This is a genomic window from Salmonella sp. WC3, assembly GCF_042932255.1.
GTDB classification, from domain to species: Bacteria; Pseudomonadota; Gammaproteobacteria; order Enterobacterales; family Enterobacteriaceae; genus Salmonella; species Salmonella enterica.
This window is the reverse complement of record NZ_CP170630.1, coordinates 59,691-77,592: the sequence shown is the minus strand read 5'-3', so window position 1 is coordinate 77,592 and position 17,902 is coordinate 59,691. Positions and strand designations below refer to the sequence as shown.

The window sequence follows — 17,902 nt, the reverse complement described above, 5'->3', positions numbered from 1 at the left end:
TCCCCCCGACTCGCAATCAGCGCCAATTTTGGCTCACATTAACTGCAAATGAAAAACGCCACCGGCTCACATTAGGTGATAATGGGCTCGCATTTATCCTGCCCGGCTCGCAATCCATTCCACCGGGCTCACAATAACTGCAAATCAACATCGTCATATTGGCAGACCGACCGCCAGCATTCTGTCGCGTAGTTCGGCCGTGCGGGCAGGGTCTAACTGATTATTAAATAATGCCCTGATTTCAGCTGGTTTTGCATCGAACTGCTCCACCATATCCTTCAGCCGGTAACCATGTCGCGTGAGCGTCGGCTCCAGGTCATCCAGCTGACGTGACAGCACGGATTCAACCAGAGTGGCAGTAATCGGTTTTTCGCCCGTCTGGTATCCTGCTTCCATCGCCAGCGTCAGGTGCAACTGGACCTGCAGCGGTGTTCGCAGTTTCATCGCCAGCAGGTCAACGGCTTCGGTCGTTAGAATATCTTCCGGCTTACCCTTACCGGTGCTGGTCTTCAGCAGCCACTGGATATATTCACGCTGACTGCCGGTGATCCCGTCCAGTGTAAAAATATCGGTACGATAGCCAATTTCCTCCATCGTCGGACGACGCAGGTCATTACGCAGTTTTGGGTGACCGGCCAGAACGACGGACAGCCTACCACCGCCGTCTTCAACCACTTCCATCAGCCGTTTGAGCCCCGTTAGTGTATTACCGTTCAGGTCATGGGCTTCATCAACAAACAGCGCCACCGGGCGTTTGCCTTTTTTGACCAGTTCCTGCGGCTCACGCTCGCGGCGTTCACCTTGTTTGTGGATCTGCACCTGTTTATCCTGTGCCAGGTCATAAAACAGGGCATTAATCAGCGTGGCGAGCCGGACACTCTGTTTGTCCACCGACAGGGAGCGGGGGGCGACAATGATTTTATTTTCATCCAGCAGTTGCTGCTGCAGGCGTCGCAGAGTGACGGTTTTACCGCTTCCCACCACGCCACAGACCGCTATCAGTCGTCCTTCGCGTATCGCACCCTTAATGTCTTTCATCAGCTGCTTATGGTGGGCAGTTTCATAATACCCGGCCTGTTCAATAGACTGCGTCAGTCCATAATGCTCCATCACTTCAACCCGCATGGTCCTCTCCTGATTGTCTGCTACGAAAATAGTCTCTGATGCGGGCGAGTACTTCACTACGGTTAAGCGTCTCAGTCAGAATACTGTCGATAAACGCCCGGTCTTCATCCGACATTCTGGCCAGCGGTATGGCCAGATCGTCGGCAATTGCCAGTTTTGCCGCAATAACGGTGGGAAAGTGGTATTCAAATTTTCGGGTATCAAAGGGCTGATGTGGCAACGCATCAATGCGCTGCTGAGTGTCATCACTGACCACGCGGAGATCGCTGCCGGACAATGCGCTGATGGGGATGTTCAGCTGCCTGGCCAGAGCATGGATACGATCGGCCCGTTCAGCCGCTTTACCGCGTCTGAACGTCCGGTAACGGTGCAGCGGCACAGGCCCCGACACCGGATAATAAGGCCCCCATGTTTCACCGGTAAACTCCACATACATCTCTTCGTCAAACAGCCCCCACAGCAGAATGACGGTTTCACCCGCCATATCCGGTTCAACTTCCCATGCGGTGCCGTCTATCGTTATCCGCGCATCAACACCCACCTTGCGGGATTCCGGCTCCCGGGCGAACCGACAGTATTGTTCCCAGCTGCACATATCCCTCACACCTTCATGGCCGATATTTGCCAGCCAGTCCTCCAGTCGGGAGTGTTTCTCGCTGCGGTGACGCTGCGCGTTATAACGGCTCAGATAGTTCCAGAGCCATTCGTTGGCCTGCAGCTCCGTTTCCGGTTTATGGAAATGGTACAGAGTTTCATGTGCCTCCTTGACGGTCCGGAAAGGACGTTCAACTTTACCTTTGGACCGTGCCGTCGTCCGGGTGCCGTCCTTGCCTGCCGGCGTATGCGTCAGCCAGTCAACCTTCAGGGACTGCATCACGTTCTGGAATACATGGTTTTTGGCCACCGGTCCATTATCGAGGTACAGCAATTTCGGGCGGCCCTGAAAAGGAAAATCAGACCTGGTTTTTGGGGCCATGGCGTTAAAGAGAAAACGCAGCGCAGATTCCGCATCCTCACCGTACACACACCGGTATTCCTGGTATGCGACACCGCTCCGGTCATCCACTACGCTGAACAGCATCAGCGTGGGTTCGCCCCGGGCAGGATCTACCCAGTCAGGCCGCTCAATATGTTTGAGATCGGATGGCGACATATCAAACTGCCAACAGTCATTGCTGTTTTCAGCCTGAAATCTTACCGCCGGAGGCTCCCGTAACAGGCGGGGCTGGTCGAGACGCCAGCGGGAAAGCCAGCGATTGACGGTCTGCTTACGAAGTAAGCCTTTGGGACTTTTAATCAATCCCTGGACCGTCTCCACGCCATGCTCTTCCAGCAGCTGTATTGCCCGTCCGGTCGACAGATGGCGGCCGGATTTATTTGTGGTTCGTAATTTCAGTGCAGCAATCAGTTCGCAGTAATGCTCCAGCTCGGACGGTGGCAGTATCCGGGGTTGACCATGATCACTGCGGTGGGCCGTTCGCGGTTTCAAAACAAGGTGAAGAGCGCGATAAACCGTCGTGACTGAAATACCATACAGCTGGGCGGTAGCGGCAATCTGATTGGCACGTTCAGGGCTTTTTGGCGGCAGGCGATCGAGCCGGGGCCGTAGTTGCAACAGGGAGTCAGACGGAATCGCGCTACGCCGGCTGCTCATAATTTTCCAGCGCCCGGTAGACTGACGCCCTCCCAATCCCGAGCTGGCGGGCGATGGCTGTGGCTCCCATCTTCTCAATGGTATACAGACGATATACCTCAGCAGGATCTATGGACGGTTTCCTTCCCCGGTATACGCCCCTGGCTTTCGCCGCGGCAATGCCTTCCATCTGGCGTTCACGTCTCAGATTGGTTTCAAACTCAGCGAAAACACCCAGCATATCGAGGAAGGCTTTGCCTGCAGCTGAACGCGTGTCCACTGGCTGTTCTGTTGCCCTGAGCGTTACGCCCTGTTGATTCAGGGCATACACAATGTCCTGCAGGTCCTTAATGCTGCGGGCCAGGCGATCCACGCGTGTCACCATCAACGTATCACCAGGGCGCAGGAACTCCAGCAGCAGCTGCAACTCGCTCCTTCCGGTCCGGCCGCTTCCGCTGGCTTTTTCTGCACGAATAATTTCACAACCAGCAGCGCGGAGAATTTGTGTCTGCAGAGTAAGATCCTGATCGCTGGTTGAAACGCGGGCATAGCCGTAAAGTGCCATAATGGTGAAAACTGTTTCGTTTAACTCTAGATGATGAAAACGTAACACCGGAATGGGATAAAAACAACCCAAATGGGACAGAAAAACTGTCTCACCAGACTGTGCGTTTTGGGTGTACTCAAAAAATACATTTTCATTCCAGAGAAAATTTAATGAGCTCTTAATGTAATGCGAGGCTGACTGTATTTGGACTCGGACTGCTTCAGTTATACTTCGAAAAACTCAACCTTACCGCCAGTAAGGTGATACATACTGCCAACGATTTTAATTTTCTTCTCATCTTCCAGTTGTTTCAGCACCGGGCTGTTTTTGCGGATGTTTTCGATAGTCAGCTCGACATTTTTTCGTGCCACCGCATCGACAAAATCATAATTGCTACCTTTACGCTCACCGCTATACTCCGTTTTTGCAATCGCGGGTTTAATTTCATCCAGCAGCCCCGTCAGGTTACCCAGTTCAGCATTATCAATAGCACAGCGTACTGCGCCACAGCGGGTGTGTCCTATAACCAGCACTACTTTCGCGCCGGCAACTGCACAGGCAAACTCCATGCTGCCCAGCATATCGCGATTACTGATATTACCCGCTACGCGGGAATTAAACGTCTCACCGATCCCCGCATCCAGCACAATTTCCGCCGGCGCACGTGAGTCAATGCAGCTAAGGATCACCGCAGCAGGATACTGACCCGCAATACTGTTGCGCTTCTGTGCCAGGTAATCATGTTTAGCCGGGCGATTTTCCCGGAAGCGCAGGTTACCCTGTTTAAAATGTTCAATGACTGCATCTGGAGTCATACCGTCACGTTCCTCTTTGCTCAGTGATGCGGCGAAAGAGATAGTTGGTACCGATAAGGCCGCCAGCCCGGTGACAGACAAAGCAGATACTGCAAGAGTTTGTTTCAGGATTGCACGTCGTGAAGGTTGTGCTGGTTGGTTTTGTTCCATTATTTGCTCCTATTTACTGAGTTAACTCCAATTGCTGCGATTATACGTAGGTAAACGTTAATCAAACCAAAACGACAATTTTTAACCAGTATGAATAAATATCTGAGACCAGTCGAACTGGAAAATAGAATGCTGGCAGTCGGTTTGCCGATATGACGAAGTTGACTTGCAGTTATTGTGAGCCCGGTGGAATGGATTGCGAGCCGGGCAGGATAAATGCGAGCCCATTGTCACTTAATGTGAGCCGGTGGCATTTTTCATTTGCAGTTAATGTGAGCCGAAATTTGCGCTGATTGCGAGTCGGGGGGATTTCGATTGCGAGCCGCTACAACTAGGAACTCTGTGTGTTCCGAACTTCATAAGTCTGGAGCGTTCATCTCATTCTTTGAGTGTCCGTTTGGTAATTCCGGTTGTCGCGTCACAGTTATGATACGGAGAAATCAGGTGTGGCTCTCAGTCTGGTCTGGCTTGAACGTGGCCATCCCAGAGCCAGTGCTGTTGCTGATGTACTTTCAGCCGCAGGCTTTCCTGATTTCGGGAAGTAGCTCCAGCAACTGGCCAAAGAACCTTCGCAACGTTGAATAAGCCTGATTTATTTTCACTGACTTATGTGATTAATGCTAATGTACGCATACATTAGCATTAATCATGCATTTAATCCCCTGCGCCTTTCTGTCTGTTCTGATTTTTCTGGTAGTCCTGCTTCACTCTCCCGATATTCTTCAGAACTGTCTGCCAGTGGTCCTCTGCCTGCTGCCGGTAGCGTTCGGCAACGGCAGCAATAATGTCAGGATCACTGTCATGGCTGCGGTGCATGCGTCCCTTCTGGCCAAAGATATCAACAATAATATTCTGGCTGCCCTGCCTGTCGAAAAGATGAGCGCACAGGCGCTTTACAACCAGCGGAGTATAGTCCAGCCCGGCCTCATCAGCGATCTGGAAGAAGAAGTACAGCATCTCATACGTTTTGTAGCGCTTGACGGCCGCACTGAGTCTGGCTGCCCGTTGTGGTGCTTCCCAGGTGTCATCCCTGTAGTTACACAGTTCTGCCTGGTAGTCGGATTCCAGGTCTTCCTCTGTATACCGGTGGTGGCGGAAAAAGTATTCCCTGGCCCGTTTGACGACTGATTCATCCTGCGGCATGTCTGTCTCTGGTTAATGCTAACGTATGCGTACATTAGCATTAACACCAGTACCTGGCAAGGAGAGTGGCGTGCATCGTACCTGTGGTGCATCCCGCCCGGGCTCCGGACATGCTGTGCCAGCAATTCGACCGGCGGTGCGCTGTCCTGGTGCCCTTTTTCGCTACCCTGTCACGTCTTTAATTTGTTTGTTAGTTAGTTTATTTGTTAGTTTGTTTGTGTATAATATAAGCATACCCCTTTATGCGGAGACTGACAGATGCGTCCGGCGACATACGAACCAGAACAGATTATTGAAGCAGGGCTGGCCCTGCAGGCTGAAGGACGGAATATCACCGGGTTCGCACTACGTAACCAGGTGGGTGGCGGCAATCCGACACGTCTCCGCCAGATATGGGACGAATACCAGGCTTCACAGAGCACGGTCGTCACTGAACCCGTTGCCGAGCTGCCAGTGGAAGTGGCTGAAGAAGTGAAGGCCGTCTCCGCCGCGCTGTCCGAACGCATCACCCAGCTGGCGACAGAACTGAATGACAAGGCGGTCCGGGCTGCAGAACGCCGGGTTGCGGAAGTCACGCGTGCTGCCGGTGAACAGACCGCACAGGCAGAGCGGGAGCTGGCCGACGCCGCGCAGACAGTCGACGACCTGGAAGAAAAACTGGATGAACTGCAGGACAGATATGACAGTTTGACGCTGGCGCTGGAGTCAGAACGTTCACTGCGTCAGCAGCATGATGTGGAGATGGCCCAGCTGAAAGAGCGTCTTGCGGCCGCTGAAGAGAATACCCGTCAGCGAGAGGAACGGTATCAGGAGCAGAAGACAGTGCTGCAGGATGCGCTTAATGCGGAGCAGGCACAGCACAAAAACACGCGGGAAGACCTGCAGAAACGACTGGAGCAAATTTCTGCCGAAGCTAATGCGCGTACAGAAGAACTGAAGTCTGAACGCGATAAAGTCAATACTCTCCTTACCCGCCTTGAATCGCAGGAAAATGCGCTGGCCTCAGAACGTCAGCAGCATCTGGCCACCCGCGAAACGCTGCAGCAACGCCTCGAGCAGGCCATCGCTGACACGCAGGCGCGCGCCGGTGAGATTGCACTTGAACGTGACAGAGTCAGCAGCCTCACCGCAAGGCTGGAATCGCAGGAAAAGGCCTCCTCGGAGCAACTGGTGCGTATGGGCAGTGAAATAGCCAGTCTGACAGAGCGTTGCACACAGCTGGAAAACCAGCGTGATGATGCCCGTCTGGAGACGATGGGGGAGAAAGAAACGGTCGCGGCACTGCGTGGTGAGGCTGAAGCCCTGAAGCGTCAGAACCAGTCACTGATGGCGGCGCTTTCAGGCAATAAACAGACCGGTGGCCAGAATGCGTGATGATGACAATTCAGACGCCTGTGATGAAGCGCCCCGGGCGGAGGATAAATGCTACACCAAAGGGCGGCTTCGGTATGAGTTCAGGATGAAGCCAGCCCCTGGTGCGGAACCGGTCAGAATGTACAAAAGTCCTTACGGCGGGAAATACGGCGTATGGCGGTGTCCCGATGCGGGCGAAACGCCCTCAGACAGAAAAACAGCGGCTGGCCAGCACACGTCTGGGCCTGCAGGCCCGGATGAAGAGTGAGCGTGGCAGGTTCGCCATGCTGGCACATACCTGGTTAGCACTGGGCCCCGTCTTCCTCGATACCGAAACGACCGGACTTGATGCCGGCGCGCAGGCGCTGGAAATCGGTCTGGTGAATGCCCGCGGTGAGAGGATATTTGAGACCCGCCTGAAACCCACAGTCGGCATCGATCCGGCAGCAGCTGCAGTACAAATCGTTACGGAACCATATCGCTTTCCGGTGCTGTCAGTCAGGCTGGCCTGAGCTGGATCGGGGTGGCTCATTCCGCCGTCACTGACGCCGTTATAACAGCACAGGTGGTAAACAATATTGCCGGATACTGGCATGAACTCCAGTGTGAAATGAATGATGACGCAGGGAGTGAGCCAGCATAACGCTGCTCTCTGGCTGGTCAGACAGTTGCAGGGATTAATTCAGGAGTCTGAAATGGAGAATATGTTGAAAACTATGCGTGAGCATTTCCCCGTTCGAACAGTGGTGATCGAACAGTCTCTGGATATGTTTGGTGTCAAACGAAATGAGGACGGGACGTTACTCTTCCCCCGTCACTCCGATAAACGTTTTCCCGTTGCACGTATCCGTAAGCGACTGGCGGCTTATGGCTGGCGAGGAGAACGCCTGAATAAGGAGGTGGCGCGAATCGTCGCGGGCCCTGATATCCTCCCTGAGAGGAGGGACTACAGCATTATTTTCCCTTACGGATGGGAGAAGAAGCAGCTGACGCGTGAGATGCGGCGAATGTTTCTCCGTAAGACGGGCTGACGTGTGCTGATTATGCCTGATGAATTACATCATTTTTCTGACTTGCGGGAGAAGCCGTGACATTGACAGAAAAATCAGGTCATCTGGCGTGGTGTGCCCTGGTGGCGCTTGCGCTGGCCAGGCAGGATGGTGGCGTTCTCTCGCCGGCACAGGAAAACCTCTTTCTCACCCGCTGGCTGGCGACTGCGCTGAAGCAACGGCGTTTTTCTCGTGATGTGACGCCCGATATCGAGTGGCTTTTGAAACAGGGACGTCAGATGGGCGTCAGCGCCAAGCTGGCCAGCAAGCTGAATTACCTCTGGCGTTCATGCACCGGTGAGTTGTCCGAGCAGAACGACCTGTTCCGGCTGACGTATGCTCTGGAAACAGCGAAAGATATGCACTGGAACTACCGTCTGCTGAGCGATCGGGAATGGTCCGGCCGGAATGCTGTGGCGCTCAGTGCAGGCGTGAACGGCATTTATCTCTCACGGGCCAAACTCGATGTCGGTTTTAACGACAGCGGCCGACAGATAAATTCGCTGACAGCACGTTTGACAGGGAACGTAGCGGGGGTAATGAAGCTGTTTGATCGCTGTGGCTGGCTGGCAGAGCCTGATGCCTCCCTGCCCCACCAGTATTCGCTGATGGCCGGGCAGGGAGTGCCAGAAAAGGGGGATTAGTGGCGGATCTGCGCCAGGTCGTCTTCAGTCAGACCGGTCATTTTCATGACGGTATTGCGGTCAATGCCGTTCTGGAGCATGGTACGGGCTATTTTCAGAGTCGCTTCGCGCTCCCCTTCTGAACGGCCTTTTTCAATACCACGTTGTTCACCGAGCTGAATCCCCTTCTCGATGCCCTTCTGTTCGAGCTGTTGTGCGATGGTCATAAGTGCGTCTCCGTGTTGCGGCACACGCTGTGCCAGTTCGCGTACAAAGGCTTCGGCGTCGGATGTTTCGCCTGCCTGCACTATATAGTGTACCAGCGATATTACCTGCGATGAAGACAGATATCCGGCCAGCAAAATGGGCGCCAGCCGGTCAACCAGTTCTGCCAGGTCCCGCTGATGAATATGTTTCTGCAATAAAGTCAGGGCGGCCATGCTACGGTGGCCGGCGATTTCATCATCCGGAATGACCGTAACGTCTACCAGCGGGAAAGCGCTGCTGTAGAGTTTGCCTGCCAGCGCCGTATCGTCAAATTCGTCCAGCCAGCGGGTGGAGTACGGATACGGGCTGCGTTTCCCCGTATAGAACAGCACTGGTATCACCAGTGGCAATTTTTTATGCCCTGCCTCCAGGTGGCGCTGCATGGCGGCCACCGCATAGCGTATCAGGCGGAAAGCCATATGTTTGTCAGGTGTTGACTGGTGTTCAACCAGGACATGAATATATCCGTCGCCGGCTGTGGTTTTCAGGCTGTAGAGGACGTCGCTGAAATACTGGCGGAGGTCATCCTCAACAAACGAGCCTGATTCCAGTTTCAGTGTACTGAGATCGCAGATGGCACGCAGCTCTGCCGGCAGATGCAGCTCCATAAAATCTCGGGCAATGTCAGGTTGTGTCAGAAACTGCCGGAATGTCGCGTCGTGGGGAGTCGGCGTAGTGTTTTTCTTTTTCATCAGTCCATGCTCTGAAAAATGACCCGGTCATAGTATCACAGGCAAAAAATGCTGACATTGCGAGGAACGGAATTGCAATTCCTTCAGGGGTTGTCCCCTCTTTCTTTTTTAATCATCAGCTTGCTTGCCCGGAGATATCCATGTCCTGGCAGAAACAGGTACTGCTGAACTATACCCCAATGTGACAGGCTGACGCGCCCTTTGGGCTTGTCCAACCCTTCGCCTGCTCAGATGCAAGATCTGAACAGACTCACGGTTTGCGCTGTGGGTCAACAAAATGATTGTGGATGTAGTGCCCTCTTCTCCATTTAATCTTCGGTGCCCCCTGTGAGAGCAAAATCAAAATATTATGATTTATTTCTTGCAACATGATTCTTTTTGTTAAAAATGACAAAAAACATCATGAGGTGATAAATGGAAAATATTGAGCAGTTACGGAAAGTCGCCACACGTGCAGGTAAACTTCTGACATCCTTGAGCGAAAGTATCCGCCAGCAAAAAGAGGAATTGAAGCTTACCGAGTTCTATCAGGAATACAGCAAAGCCGCCCTATATAAGCTGCCTAAGCTAAGCAAAGGGAGTGTTGAGTATGCTGTGGCCGAAATGGAAGCCAGTGGCTATATTTTTAAAAAGAAACCTTCCGGCAATACGATGAAGTACGCGATGACGATTCAGAACGTCATCGATCTGTATTTCCATCGTAAAGTGCCCAAGTACAGAGATCGCTTCGATAAAGCGTTCACTATATTTGTATGTAACCTTAAAGGTGGCGGTTCCAAGACAGTTTCTACCGCTTCATTATCCCATGCCTTTCGGGCTCATCCTCAGCTTCTGTTCGAAGACCTGCGTATCCTGGCCATCGATTTCGATCCGCAGGCATCTCTGACAATGTTCCTGAGCCATGAGAATTCAGTGGGCCTGGTTGAAAATACGGCTGCTCAGGCCATGCTCCAGAACGTGTCTCGTGAAGAATTACTTTCCGATTTCATCGTGTCGTCAATTATCCCGGGCGTTGATGTTATTCCCGCTTCCATTGACGATGCATTCCTTGCTGAAGGCTGGAAGGGATTGTGTGAGGAACATCTGCCTGGGCAAAATATTCATGCAGTGCTTAAAGAGAACATTATCGACAAGCTCCGGTATGACTACGACTTTATCTTCCTTGATAGTGGTCCTCACCTCGATGCGTTCCTGAAAAACTGCATCGGAGCGGCAGACCTGATGTTGACTCCACTTCCTCCGGCAACGGTTGATTTTCATTCTTCCCTGAAGTTTGTAGCCAGCCTTCCTGCGCTTATTGATTCGATCGAACAGGATGGACACACCTGCAATCTCATCGGAAATGTAGGTTTTATGTCCAAAATCCTGAACAAGTCTGATCACAAAATTTGCCATAGTCAGGCCAAAGAAGTATTCGGTGCCGATATGCTCGACATGGTTCTGCCGAGGCTGGATGGCTTCGAGCGATGCGGGGAGACTTTTGACACAGTTATTTCCGCAAATCCAGCAACCTATGATGGAAGCACCGAGGCGCTTAAAAGCGCAAAATCAGCAGCGGAAGACTTTGCGAAGGCCGTATTTGATCGCATTGAGTTCATTCGTACTAACGGAGGTATGTGATGTCGAATGAGAGAAGAAAAACTATTGGCAGACAGTTAAATACCCAGGCGTCAATGGTTGAGATGACTGACACCCAAAGAAGTCAGGTATTTACCCTAAAAACCGGCAGGAAGATAACGTTCAGGTTTGTTCGGGTACCTGCATCGGACGTTGAAAGTAAGACATTCGTAAACCAGGAAACCAACGGAAGAGATCAACTTGCTCTGACCAGGGAGTCCCTGAAATCTATTATCCAGACGATTAAGTTTCAGCAGTTCTTCCCCTGTATTGGCATTCAGCAAGGTGAAAGGATTGAGATACTGGATGGTTCAAGACGGCGAGCCTCAGCGATTTATATCCGTACAGGCCTTGATGTAATGGTTACCAATGAACGTTTATCAGCTGATGAAGCTCGCCATCTGGCTAAAGATGTCCAGACAGCTAAAGAGCATAACCTTCGGGAGATCGGCTTAAGATTGATGGCTCTGAAAGAGTCTGGATTCAATCAAAAGGAAATTGCTGAACTGGAGGGGTTATCCCAGGCTAAGGTCACCAGGGCACTGCAGGCGGCAGCAGTACCGCAAGAATTGATTTCTCTGTTCCCGGTTCAGTCTGAGCTGTCGTTTAGTGACTATAAAATTCTGTTAGAGGTTAATGAAAAACTCAGTGAAAAGGGTTTAACGTCTGAAGGGCTCATTCAGTCTGTCTCAGATCAGCATGATGCAATTTTGAGTGACTGCGAGCGACCAGACGACGAACAGAAAGCCAGTATACTGAAATTGATTTCTCAGGCCTCTCAGGCATTGATAGCTCCGCCTCCTAAGGAAAAGTCAGTAATTTCCGCACTCTGGACCTTTGAAGAAAAGGACAAGTTCGCGCGCAAGCGTGTGAAAGGGCGTACGCTGACTTATGAGTTTAGCCGTATGTCAAAAGTGGTTCAGGATGAACTGGACAAAGCTATCAACGAGGTCCTTGAGAGAAATTTGAGTCAATAATTTCGCCACGGCGATTTCACATCTAACTTATTGTAATTAAGTAATTTATGTTGAGAATTTCAAGGTGAAATCGCCACAATTTCAAGTTAATTTCGCTGCAGGAATATCTGCCCAGCGTGTCGTATAAGCTGGCGAAAGTAGTTCCCTTTTCATCTGCCACTCGGGGGCAATCCCCCGACCGGCGAACCATATTTTCCCCTTACCCGAATGGTTAATCCCATCCATGACTTGCATCAGCTGCTCGCTCCGTTCCCGCGGCTGTACTTCATCAAACAAATTAAGCTGCGATACCCCGGTTGGCGTGAAATCGTTCAGCATACAGCCTGCCTTTGCGTAACGGTGACCATCCACCCAGATCCTGTCCAGAGCTCTGACGGCAGCGGCAATGATGTCCCGTGTATCCTGCGTGGGGATGAGCAGTTTTTCACTGGCCAGATTACCGTAGTAGGGCTCAGTTACGGCGAACGGCGATGTTTTCACAAACACGGCAATATGCCTGCAGAACTGCCGTTCCCCACGCAGCTTTTCGGCGGAACGTTCAGCGTGCTGACAGACTGCCTGCCGCATCGCTTCATAAGTCGTGACTCGTTCTCCAAAGCTTCTGCTGCAGACTATCTGCTGTTTGGGGGACGGTGCTTCCTCCAGGGAAATACAGCTTTCTCCATTGAGTTCCCGGACCGTTCTCTCCAGAACCACATTAAAGTTTTTCCTGATGAACGTTGGATTCGCGCGGGCCAGCTGCAGTGCTGTGGTGATCCCCATTGTGTTCAGCTTCTTTGAGATCCTGCGTCCCACACCCCAGATTTCCTCCACCGGCTGCAGTGACAGCAGTTTCTCCGCTCGTTTCTGATTGTGTAACGTCAGGGCAAGCACGCCTCTGAACTGTGACCATTCTTTCGATGCCCATTGCGCGCTTTTAGCCAGCGTTTTGGTCGGTCCCATTCCGACGCCGATGGTCAGCCCTGTGCCGGAACGAACGTGCTCACGCAGCTGTCGGCCGAAATCCTCGAAATCGATGCAACTGTCTATACCGCGAATATCCAGAAACATCTCGTCAATGGAGTACTGCTCAACGCGTGGCGCCAGCTCTTCCAGGTGAACCATGACCCTGTTCGACATTGATGCGTAGAGGGCGTAATTACTGGAGAACGCGATAACCGGCTCCGGAAATTTCGCCGACCTCAGTTGAAACCACGGCACCCCCATTTTTATGCCCAGTTTTTTTGCTTCAGCGCTGCGCGCGATTACACAACCATCGTTGTTACTCAGGACCACCACAGACCTGTCACGCAAATCGGGGTGAAAGACCTTTTCGCAACTGGCATAGAACGAGTTGACGTCAGCCAAAGCGAACATCAGTCTGTGCTCCGGGTTTTGTGTATAAAAGCCGTCACCACCCCGAAAATCTGCAGTTCTTCCGGATAAAGCGTGGGGTAGGCCGGATTCATCGGCAGCAGGGCGATACGGGGCTTCAACTGCAGGCGCTTAACGGTGAACTCGCCATCTGTTTCCGCGATGACAATATCCCCCTGCATGGGTTTCTCAGCTTTGTCGACAACCATTAAATCGCCGGAATGCAGACCCATTTCTTTCATCGAATCCCCGATAGCCCTGACGAAGAACGTTGCAGCCGGACGCCGTATACAGTAGGCATTCAGATCCAGTTCCTCCTCCGTGTAATCGGCGGCCGGCGACGGAAACCCCGCCGGGCAACGTTCGGTGAACAGCGGGGCAGTGGACTGTACCGGCTCCTGTTCGGGTGCTACAAGCAGTAACATGGCATACCTCTTAAAATACCTGTTTTTATATATAGTATAATTTAAGATATTTTCTGTCCTGCAAGTGAAATTTTACTGTTTCCCGTCAGATAACTGTTCTGCCTGGAAAAACAGATGTCAGGTTATCCACAGAATCAGTTAATAACCCTGTGGAGGAGCAACGCAGAACTGTTGGTATGTCATCTGTCCTCCTCTGGTGTTTCCCTTCAGCTCCTGTTGTCACCCCGGCCATTCCTGCACACCTGATGCTGACTGCCACCCGCTGCCAGTGTGCCGCGTCCGGCCTGTCACGGGACGGGCGCTGGCGTCGTTGTGATTGTACGCCATACCCTCGCCAGTTTAAGGGCGCCCTTCAAGCCGCTTTCGCGGCATAAGCTCGCCGACGATGAGAATTGTCGGCTCGTTATTCCACGGTCGGCGTTGACCCGTTACCGGACGCGACGAACAGGCAGCGTGCGGCAGGGAACGGTATCGCGGTGATGCCTCCTGCCGGATGTTGAGGAAAATCTTATGTTCAGAGTGACCTGTATCGACCTGGAAAATGGCGAGTTTGCGCTTTATATCAACGGACATTATCTGTCCAGTGAAGACGGCAGCGGCGAGAAGCTGTACCTGGGGGATATTCTGGAACGTTTATCCCGTCTGCCTGGTGTGACCACGGAAACCGTAGAGCGACCAGTACCAGACAGTGATGAGTGGAGCTGGAACGATGTGGCCGACAGTGTTTTTCCGGCCTGTATCACGCTGTCCCGCAATATGACAGTCGCTGCGTTTAAACAGCGTCTTTCCCGGTTTCCTGATGATGCGCTGTGCTGCGGTACGTTCTGGCTGGCCAGTGATTTTCTGGCGCTGGACAGTTCGCTCACGGAAGACGATATCGATGCGGCGATGGAGCTGGCACAGCACTGCCATGATGCGAATGACGGGTTCAACTGGAGCCATCTGCAATGGGCAATCGATGAGGTGAAGCGCGGTGGATAATAATTCAAACATTAATGATACCTGGCTTGTTGGCCTGAGTGTCGACGTCAATGGCACTGAAATGATGGTGCATTACCTGGTTTCCGCGACTGACCTGGAGCATGCCGAAGCGGGTGTTCTGCAAATGGGGCGCACCTGGTGGCCATCGTTGAAACGCGAGGATGACCGGCATCGGTGGGTATATGAAACAGGCGTGGTCTGGTTTAACAGCATCATTCTGCTCGATGACGTGGAAAACAGTATCCTGCGTGGTCTGAAGTTCCTCGATGCGTGGACAGTGACCGGCTCAACGGATGCGCCGGTACTGCGCGATGAGTGGGGGAATGACTGGCGGGATATCACCCGCTGATAATCTGCCGGGCAGTACGTCTGCCTGGTACTTCCTGAATGAATAATGATGTCGCGCAGCTCCTCTTTTTTCGGCGCCAGCGCCGGCGGCGCGGGAGCAACGCTGCCTGTGGTCAGTATCCCGCGTCCGGCCGGGCACGGGACGGGCGATTTTTCTGCTCCTGTCGGGCGCTGTCGCTATTATGCGCCCGGCAGGAGCCTTCTGATGAACGCCCTTCAAGCCGCTTTCGCGGCATAAACTCACCGACGGTGAGGACTGTCGGCTCGTTATTCCACGGTCGGCCTGACCCGTTACCGGAGCGGTGAACAGCCCACAGGCAGCGGGGAACGGGCGTCACAGGGACGCCCTCCCGGTGCCTCCTGTAACCGCGAGGAATCTCTATGTCCCGTTTAATCCTGGGGAACTGTGTCGATATTATGTCCGGCTTTCCGGAGCGCGCCGTCGATTTCATTCTGACCGACCCGCCTTACCTTGTCGGATTCCGTGACCGTTCCGGCCGCAGTATTGCCGGTGACAGAACCGACGAGTGGCTGCAACCCGCCTGTAACCAGATGTACCGCGTACTCAAAAAAGATGCGCTGCTGGTCAGTTTCTACGGCTGGAACCGCGTGGACCGTTTCATGGCGGCCTGGAAAAGTGCCGGTTTCAGCGTGGTCGGACACCTGGTATTCACCAAAAACTACTCGTCAAAATCCGCGTATGTCGGCTACCGCCATGAATGCGCTTACGTGCTGGCGAAAGGCCGTCCGGCCCTGCCACAGAACCCGCTGCCGGATGTCCTCGGCTGGAAGTATTCCGGCAATCGCCACCACCCGACGGAAAAGCCCGTTACCAGCCTGCAACCGCTGATTGAGTCTTTCACACACACGAACGCCATTGTTCTCGACCCATTTGCCGGCTCCGCCTCCACCTGCGTTGCCGCGTTACAGGCGGGGCGCAGATATATCGGTATCGAGCTGATGGAGCAGTACCACAAAGCCGGGATTGAGCGCCTGACAGCCGTACAGCGCGCCATGCAACGCCCGGCCGCCAACGACGTCTTTTATCCGGAGGCCGCGTAATGAACTATTCCGGACACGAAAAACTCCGCGCAGAAGTGGCGGCGCTGGCCAACAGCATGTGCGACCTGCGCGCCACCCTGAAAGTGCTGGAAGAGCGTTATCACTGGCAGCGTCACGGACTTACTGAACGACTGGCCGGGCAGAGTCTGCGGCGTATCAACACCCTGCTGGATGAAGCGTACAACAAAAGCCTGATGCTCAATGAGTGTTTTAAAGACTGACAGATGACGAGACCACGGGCGGCGGTGCCGCCCCACTGAACCAACGGAGAAAATCATGATGTATGGCACACGTAAGGAACTGAACTCAAAGCTGAAACGCATGTTTGGCAACGACGAGCGTTTTGCCCTGCTGATCTGGACGAAGCAGGACGTTATGTCACTGACTCAGGCGATGACCGAAGTGGAGGCCGATGCGATTTTGCGTGAGATTGGCCGAAAAGGTATGGGCGAACATACCGGAGACGGTATTTCAGACAGCACGGTACAGGCGCTGTACGCCGGATTACGGACTGAAATCCCGACCGTCAGTGTTCCCGCCGACCTGCTGGCAAGGGTGACGAATATCGCCGGGCGGGCGCTGGATACGGAGGACGCTCAGGCCTGGCCTCTTGTATGTCAGGAGTACCCCGGCGTTGCCGACGCTCAGGTCGATATTGCGCGGCTCAGGCAACTGGCGCTGGCGGCGTAACGTACCACCCCGCACCGGGTGACGGGCGGGGTATCAATCACAACTGTATGAACACGAAGAGGAACAACACAATGAGAAACACGCTCAGTACGCTGATAGTGCGCCACGGAGATAATCTGTTACGCCGGTCCGGCTGGCCCGAAACCGTCGGCGTGACGCAGGTGGCCCCCGGTGTGGTGCCCGGCTGGCTGGCCGTCTGCGGTGTGCTCAGTGCTGCCGAAATCTTGGCACTGACGACGCATCTTTGTCAGCCCCTTAATTATGGACGGGCGCAACTGCTGACGGCCAGTGCGCAGCGGCTGGCGGGGACGCCAGTCCGGTTACATCTGTACCCGGTACAGGCATATCCGCACCCTGCCACGGTACGCGAATGCACTGAAATTCGCCTTCCGTATGCTCAGGAGTGGCTGACCGCGGACGAATATGCCGACTTGCTGGCGTTCCTGAAAGCGTCCGCTGACCGGGTATGTGAAATTGTCCGCCAGGATACGAAGCGCATCGCGGCGGCGCTGGCACCGTCCGGCGAGTCCCGCCTGATGGAAAAACGCATCGGGAACTGGCGGTTACTGGCCGATGAATACGACCATGATAACTGGCTTGACGAAGAGGACGAGGACGGACTGGATAAGGTGCTGGAAGCGGTACTGGTACGTAACGCCCGTTTCTGCCCGGTGCTGCTGACGCTGGTTAATGAGCCGGAGGAAGAAATCGAAGCCGCCGGCGTGATAACCGACTGTTTGCGCTTCCCGGGGGAACCGGTCCGCCGCTGGCTTGACCGCCGCGTGCTCCGGGATGTGGTGAACGAAGCCCGGAGTTTCACAGGCAACATCCGTTAAATAAGCTGTGTGCGGTGAACGATAAGCTGTAAACGGTAACGAGAAAGAAAAGAGAAGGGGAGGTCTCCTTCTCTTTTTTCAGTTTTTCAGCCGGCGATTGCGACGATGCCGGGGACGACAGGCAAAACAGGCAAAAGGATGTCGCCTTTTCGGCTCCGCATTCACCCGGCTCAGGCCTGCCGGCCGTCGCCTTGTGGTTTTCCACTCTGACAGTCC

General features: G+C 53.5%; 22 protein-coding genes. 11 read left to right on the top strand and 11 right to left on the bottom strand.

The annotated features are described in order from the left end of the window. Positions 1–153 precede the first annotated feature (153 nt). The 5 genes from ACFK9X_RS23620 to ACFK9X_RS23600 form a co-directional block, all read right to left on the bottom strand. Positions 154–1,182: an ExeA family protein gene (locus ACFK9X_RS23620; protein WP_161126823.1), complete on the bottom strand. Its 1,029-nt coding sequence runs from the start codon at positions 1,180–1,182 to the stop codon at positions 154–156. Next, positions 1,115–2,779 carry a DDE-type integrase/transposase/recombinase gene (locus ACFK9X_RS23615; protein ID WP_161126824.1) on the bottom strand — a complete coding sequence of 555 codons (1,665 nt, stop codon included), beginning with the start codon at positions 2,777–2,779 and terminating at the stop codon, positions 1,115–1,117. The genes ACFK9X_RS23620 and ACFK9X_RS23615 overlap by 68 nt, the downstream gene beginning before the upstream one ends. Next, entirely contained in the window at positions 2,763–3,323 is a 561-nt protein-coding gene (locus ACFK9X_RS23610) for a recombinase family protein (RefSeq protein WP_001240330.1), read from the bottom strand. Before ACFK9X_RS23610 ends, ACFK9X_RS23615 begins: the two co-directional genes overlap by 17 nt. Positions 3,324–3,529: 206 nt before the next feature. Beyond that, positions 3,530–4,270: a carbonic anhydrase gene (locus tag ACFK9X_RS23605; RefSeq protein WP_001541566.1), complete on the bottom strand. Its 741-nt coding sequence runs from the start codon at positions 4,268–4,270 to the stop codon at positions 3,530–3,532. 654 nt (positions 4,271–4,924) lie between these two features. Beyond that, the gene (locus ACFK9X_RS23600) at positions 4,925–5,413 is read right to left on the bottom strand and encodes a hypothetical protein (protein WP_001135407.1); all 489 of its coding nucleotides are present in this window, start codon (positions 5,411–5,413) and stop codon (positions 4,925–4,927) included. Between the two features lie 258 nt (positions 5,414–5,671). Here ACFK9X_RS23600 and ACFK9X_RS23595 point away from each other — a divergent pair, with 258 nt between their 5' ends. Then, positions 5,672–6,787: a DNA-binding protein gene (locus ACFK9X_RS23595; protein ID WP_001247118.1), complete on the top strand. Its 1,116-nt coding sequence runs from the start codon at positions 5,672–5,674 to the stop codon at positions 6,785–6,787. A gap of 184 nt (positions 6,788–6,971) precedes the next feature. Here ACFK9X_RS23595 and ACFK9X_RS23590 read toward each other — a convergent pair whose 3' ends face one another. Continuing rightward, positions 6,972–7,298 (bottom strand): hypothetical protein, encoded by a 327-nt coding sequence (locus ACFK9X_RS23590; RefSeq protein ID WP_001576617.1) that lies wholly within the window; start codon positions 7,296–7,298, stop codon positions 6,972–6,974. An 82-nt stretch (positions 7,299–7,380) separates the two neighbouring features. Here ACFK9X_RS23590 and ACFK9X_RS23585 point away from each other — a divergent pair, with 82 nt between their 5' ends. After that, positions 7,381–7,797, top strand: coding sequence for a hypothetical protein (locus ACFK9X_RS23585; protein ID WP_000988946.1), 417 nt, complete (start codon positions 7,381–7,383; stop codon positions 7,795–7,797). 56 nt (positions 7,798–7,853) lie between these two features. Next, complete coding sequence (locus ACFK9X_RS23580) at positions 7,854–8,459, top strand: DUF2913 family protein (RefSeq protein ID WP_079946811.1); 606 nt, start codon at positions 7,854–7,856, stop codon at positions 8,457–8,459. Here the strand turns inward: ACFK9X_RS23580 and ACFK9X_RS23575 are convergent. Next, the gene (locus ACFK9X_RS23575; protein ID WP_000728919.1) at positions 8,456–9,397 is read right to left on the bottom strand and encodes an Rpn family recombination-promoting nuclease/putative transposase; all 942 of its coding nucleotides are present in this window, start codon (positions 9,395–9,397) and stop codon (positions 8,456–8,458) included. The two genes, ACFK9X_RS23580 and ACFK9X_RS23575, sit on opposite strands and share 4 nt — an antisense overlap. 414 nt (positions 9,398–9,811) lie before the next feature. Between ACFK9X_RS23575 and ACFK9X_RS23570 the strand changes: the two genes are divergently transcribed. Both ACFK9X_RS23570 and ACFK9X_RS23565 read left to right on the top strand, forming a co-directional pair. Further along, positions 9,812–11,017, top strand: a complete 1,206-nt coding sequence (locus ACFK9X_RS23570; RefSeq protein ID WP_000427676.1) for an AAA family ATPase — start codon at positions 9,812–9,814, stop codon at positions 11,015–11,017. Then, positions 11,017–11,991: a ParB family protein gene (locus tag ACFK9X_RS23565; RefSeq protein ID WP_161126785.1), complete on the top strand. Its 975-nt coding sequence runs from the start codon at positions 11,017–11,019 to the stop codon at positions 11,989–11,991. Before ACFK9X_RS23570 ends, ACFK9X_RS23565 begins: the two co-directional genes overlap by 1 nt. Positions 11,992–12,072: 81 nt before the next feature. Here ACFK9X_RS23565 and ACFK9X_RS23560 read toward each other — a convergent pair whose 3' ends face one another. Continuing rightward, a complete protein-coding gene (locus ACFK9X_RS23560; RefSeq protein ID WP_161126786.1) occupies positions 12,073–13,347 on the bottom strand; it encodes a Y-family DNA polymerase in 1,275 nt (424 codons plus the stop codon). Further along, positions 13,347–13,769, bottom strand: a complete 423-nt coding sequence (umuD, locus tag ACFK9X_RS23555) for a translesion error-prone DNA polymerase V autoproteolytic subunit (RefSeq protein WP_044127552.1) — start codon at positions 13,767–13,769, stop codon at positions 13,347–13,349. The genes ACFK9X_RS23560 and umuD overlap by 1 nt, the downstream gene beginning before the upstream one ends. A 510-nt stretch (positions 13,770–14,279) precedes the next feature. Here umuD and ACFK9X_RS23550 point away from each other — a divergent pair. Both ACFK9X_RS23550 and ACFK9X_RS23545 read left to right on the top strand, forming a co-directional pair. Then, positions 14,280–14,750, top strand: a complete 471-nt coding sequence (locus ACFK9X_RS23550; RefSeq protein WP_000490265.1) for a hypothetical protein — start codon at positions 14,280–14,282, stop codon at positions 14,748–14,750. Beyond that, positions 14,743–15,099: a hypothetical protein gene (locus ACFK9X_RS23545; protein WP_044127550.1), complete on the top strand. Its 357-nt coding sequence runs from the start codon at positions 14,743–14,745 to the stop codon at positions 15,097–15,099. The genes ACFK9X_RS23550 and ACFK9X_RS23545 overlap by 8 nt, the downstream gene beginning before the upstream one ends. On the opposite strand, the gene ACFK9X_RS23540 is transcribed toward ACFK9X_RS23545, so the two are convergent. Beyond that, positions 15,037–15,318, bottom strand: a complete 282-nt coding sequence (locus ACFK9X_RS23540; protein WP_237446338.1) for a hypothetical protein — start codon at positions 15,316–15,318, stop codon at positions 15,037–15,039. The genes ACFK9X_RS23545 and ACFK9X_RS23540 overlap by 63 nt on opposite strands. Next, on the bottom strand, positions 15,212–15,436 hold the full coding sequence (locus ACFK9X_RS23535; protein WP_161126787.1) for a hypothetical protein: 225 nt from the start codon (positions 15,434–15,436) through the stop codon (positions 15,212–15,214). The genes ACFK9X_RS23540 and ACFK9X_RS23535 overlap by 107 nt, the downstream gene beginning before the upstream one ends. A 43-nt stretch (positions 15,437–15,479) precedes the next feature. On the opposite strand from ACFK9X_RS23535, the gene ACFK9X_RS23530 reads away from it, so the two are divergent. The 4 genes from ACFK9X_RS23530 to ACFK9X_RS23515 all read left to right on the top strand — a co-directional run bounded on the left by ACFK9X_RS23530 (position 15,480) and on the right by ACFK9X_RS23515 (position 17,686). Further along, positions 15,480–16,160, top strand: coding sequence for a DNA methylase (locus ACFK9X_RS23530; protein ID WP_000088645.1), 681 nt, complete (start codon positions 15,480–15,482; stop codon positions 16,158–16,160). Continuing rightward, complete coding sequence (locus tag ACFK9X_RS23525) at positions 16,160–16,381, top strand: hypothetical protein (RefSeq protein WP_161126788.1); 222 nt, start codon at positions 16,160–16,162, stop codon at positions 16,379–16,381. The genes ACFK9X_RS23530 and ACFK9X_RS23525 overlap by 1 nt, the downstream gene beginning before the upstream one ends. A 55-nt stretch (positions 16,382–16,436) precedes the next feature. Beyond that, the gene (locus ACFK9X_RS23520; protein ID WP_000990114.1) at positions 16,437–16,850 is read left to right on the top strand and encodes a DUF1380 family protein; all 414 of its coding nucleotides are present in this window, start codon (positions 16,437–16,439) and stop codon (positions 16,848–16,850) included. Positions 16,851–16,921: 71 nt separating this feature from the next. Next, positions 16,922–17,686, top strand: a complete 765-nt coding sequence (locus ACFK9X_RS23515) for a hypothetical protein (RefSeq protein WP_161126789.1) — start codon at positions 16,922–16,924, stop codon at positions 17,684–17,686. Positions 17,687–17,902 lie beyond the last annotated feature (216 nt).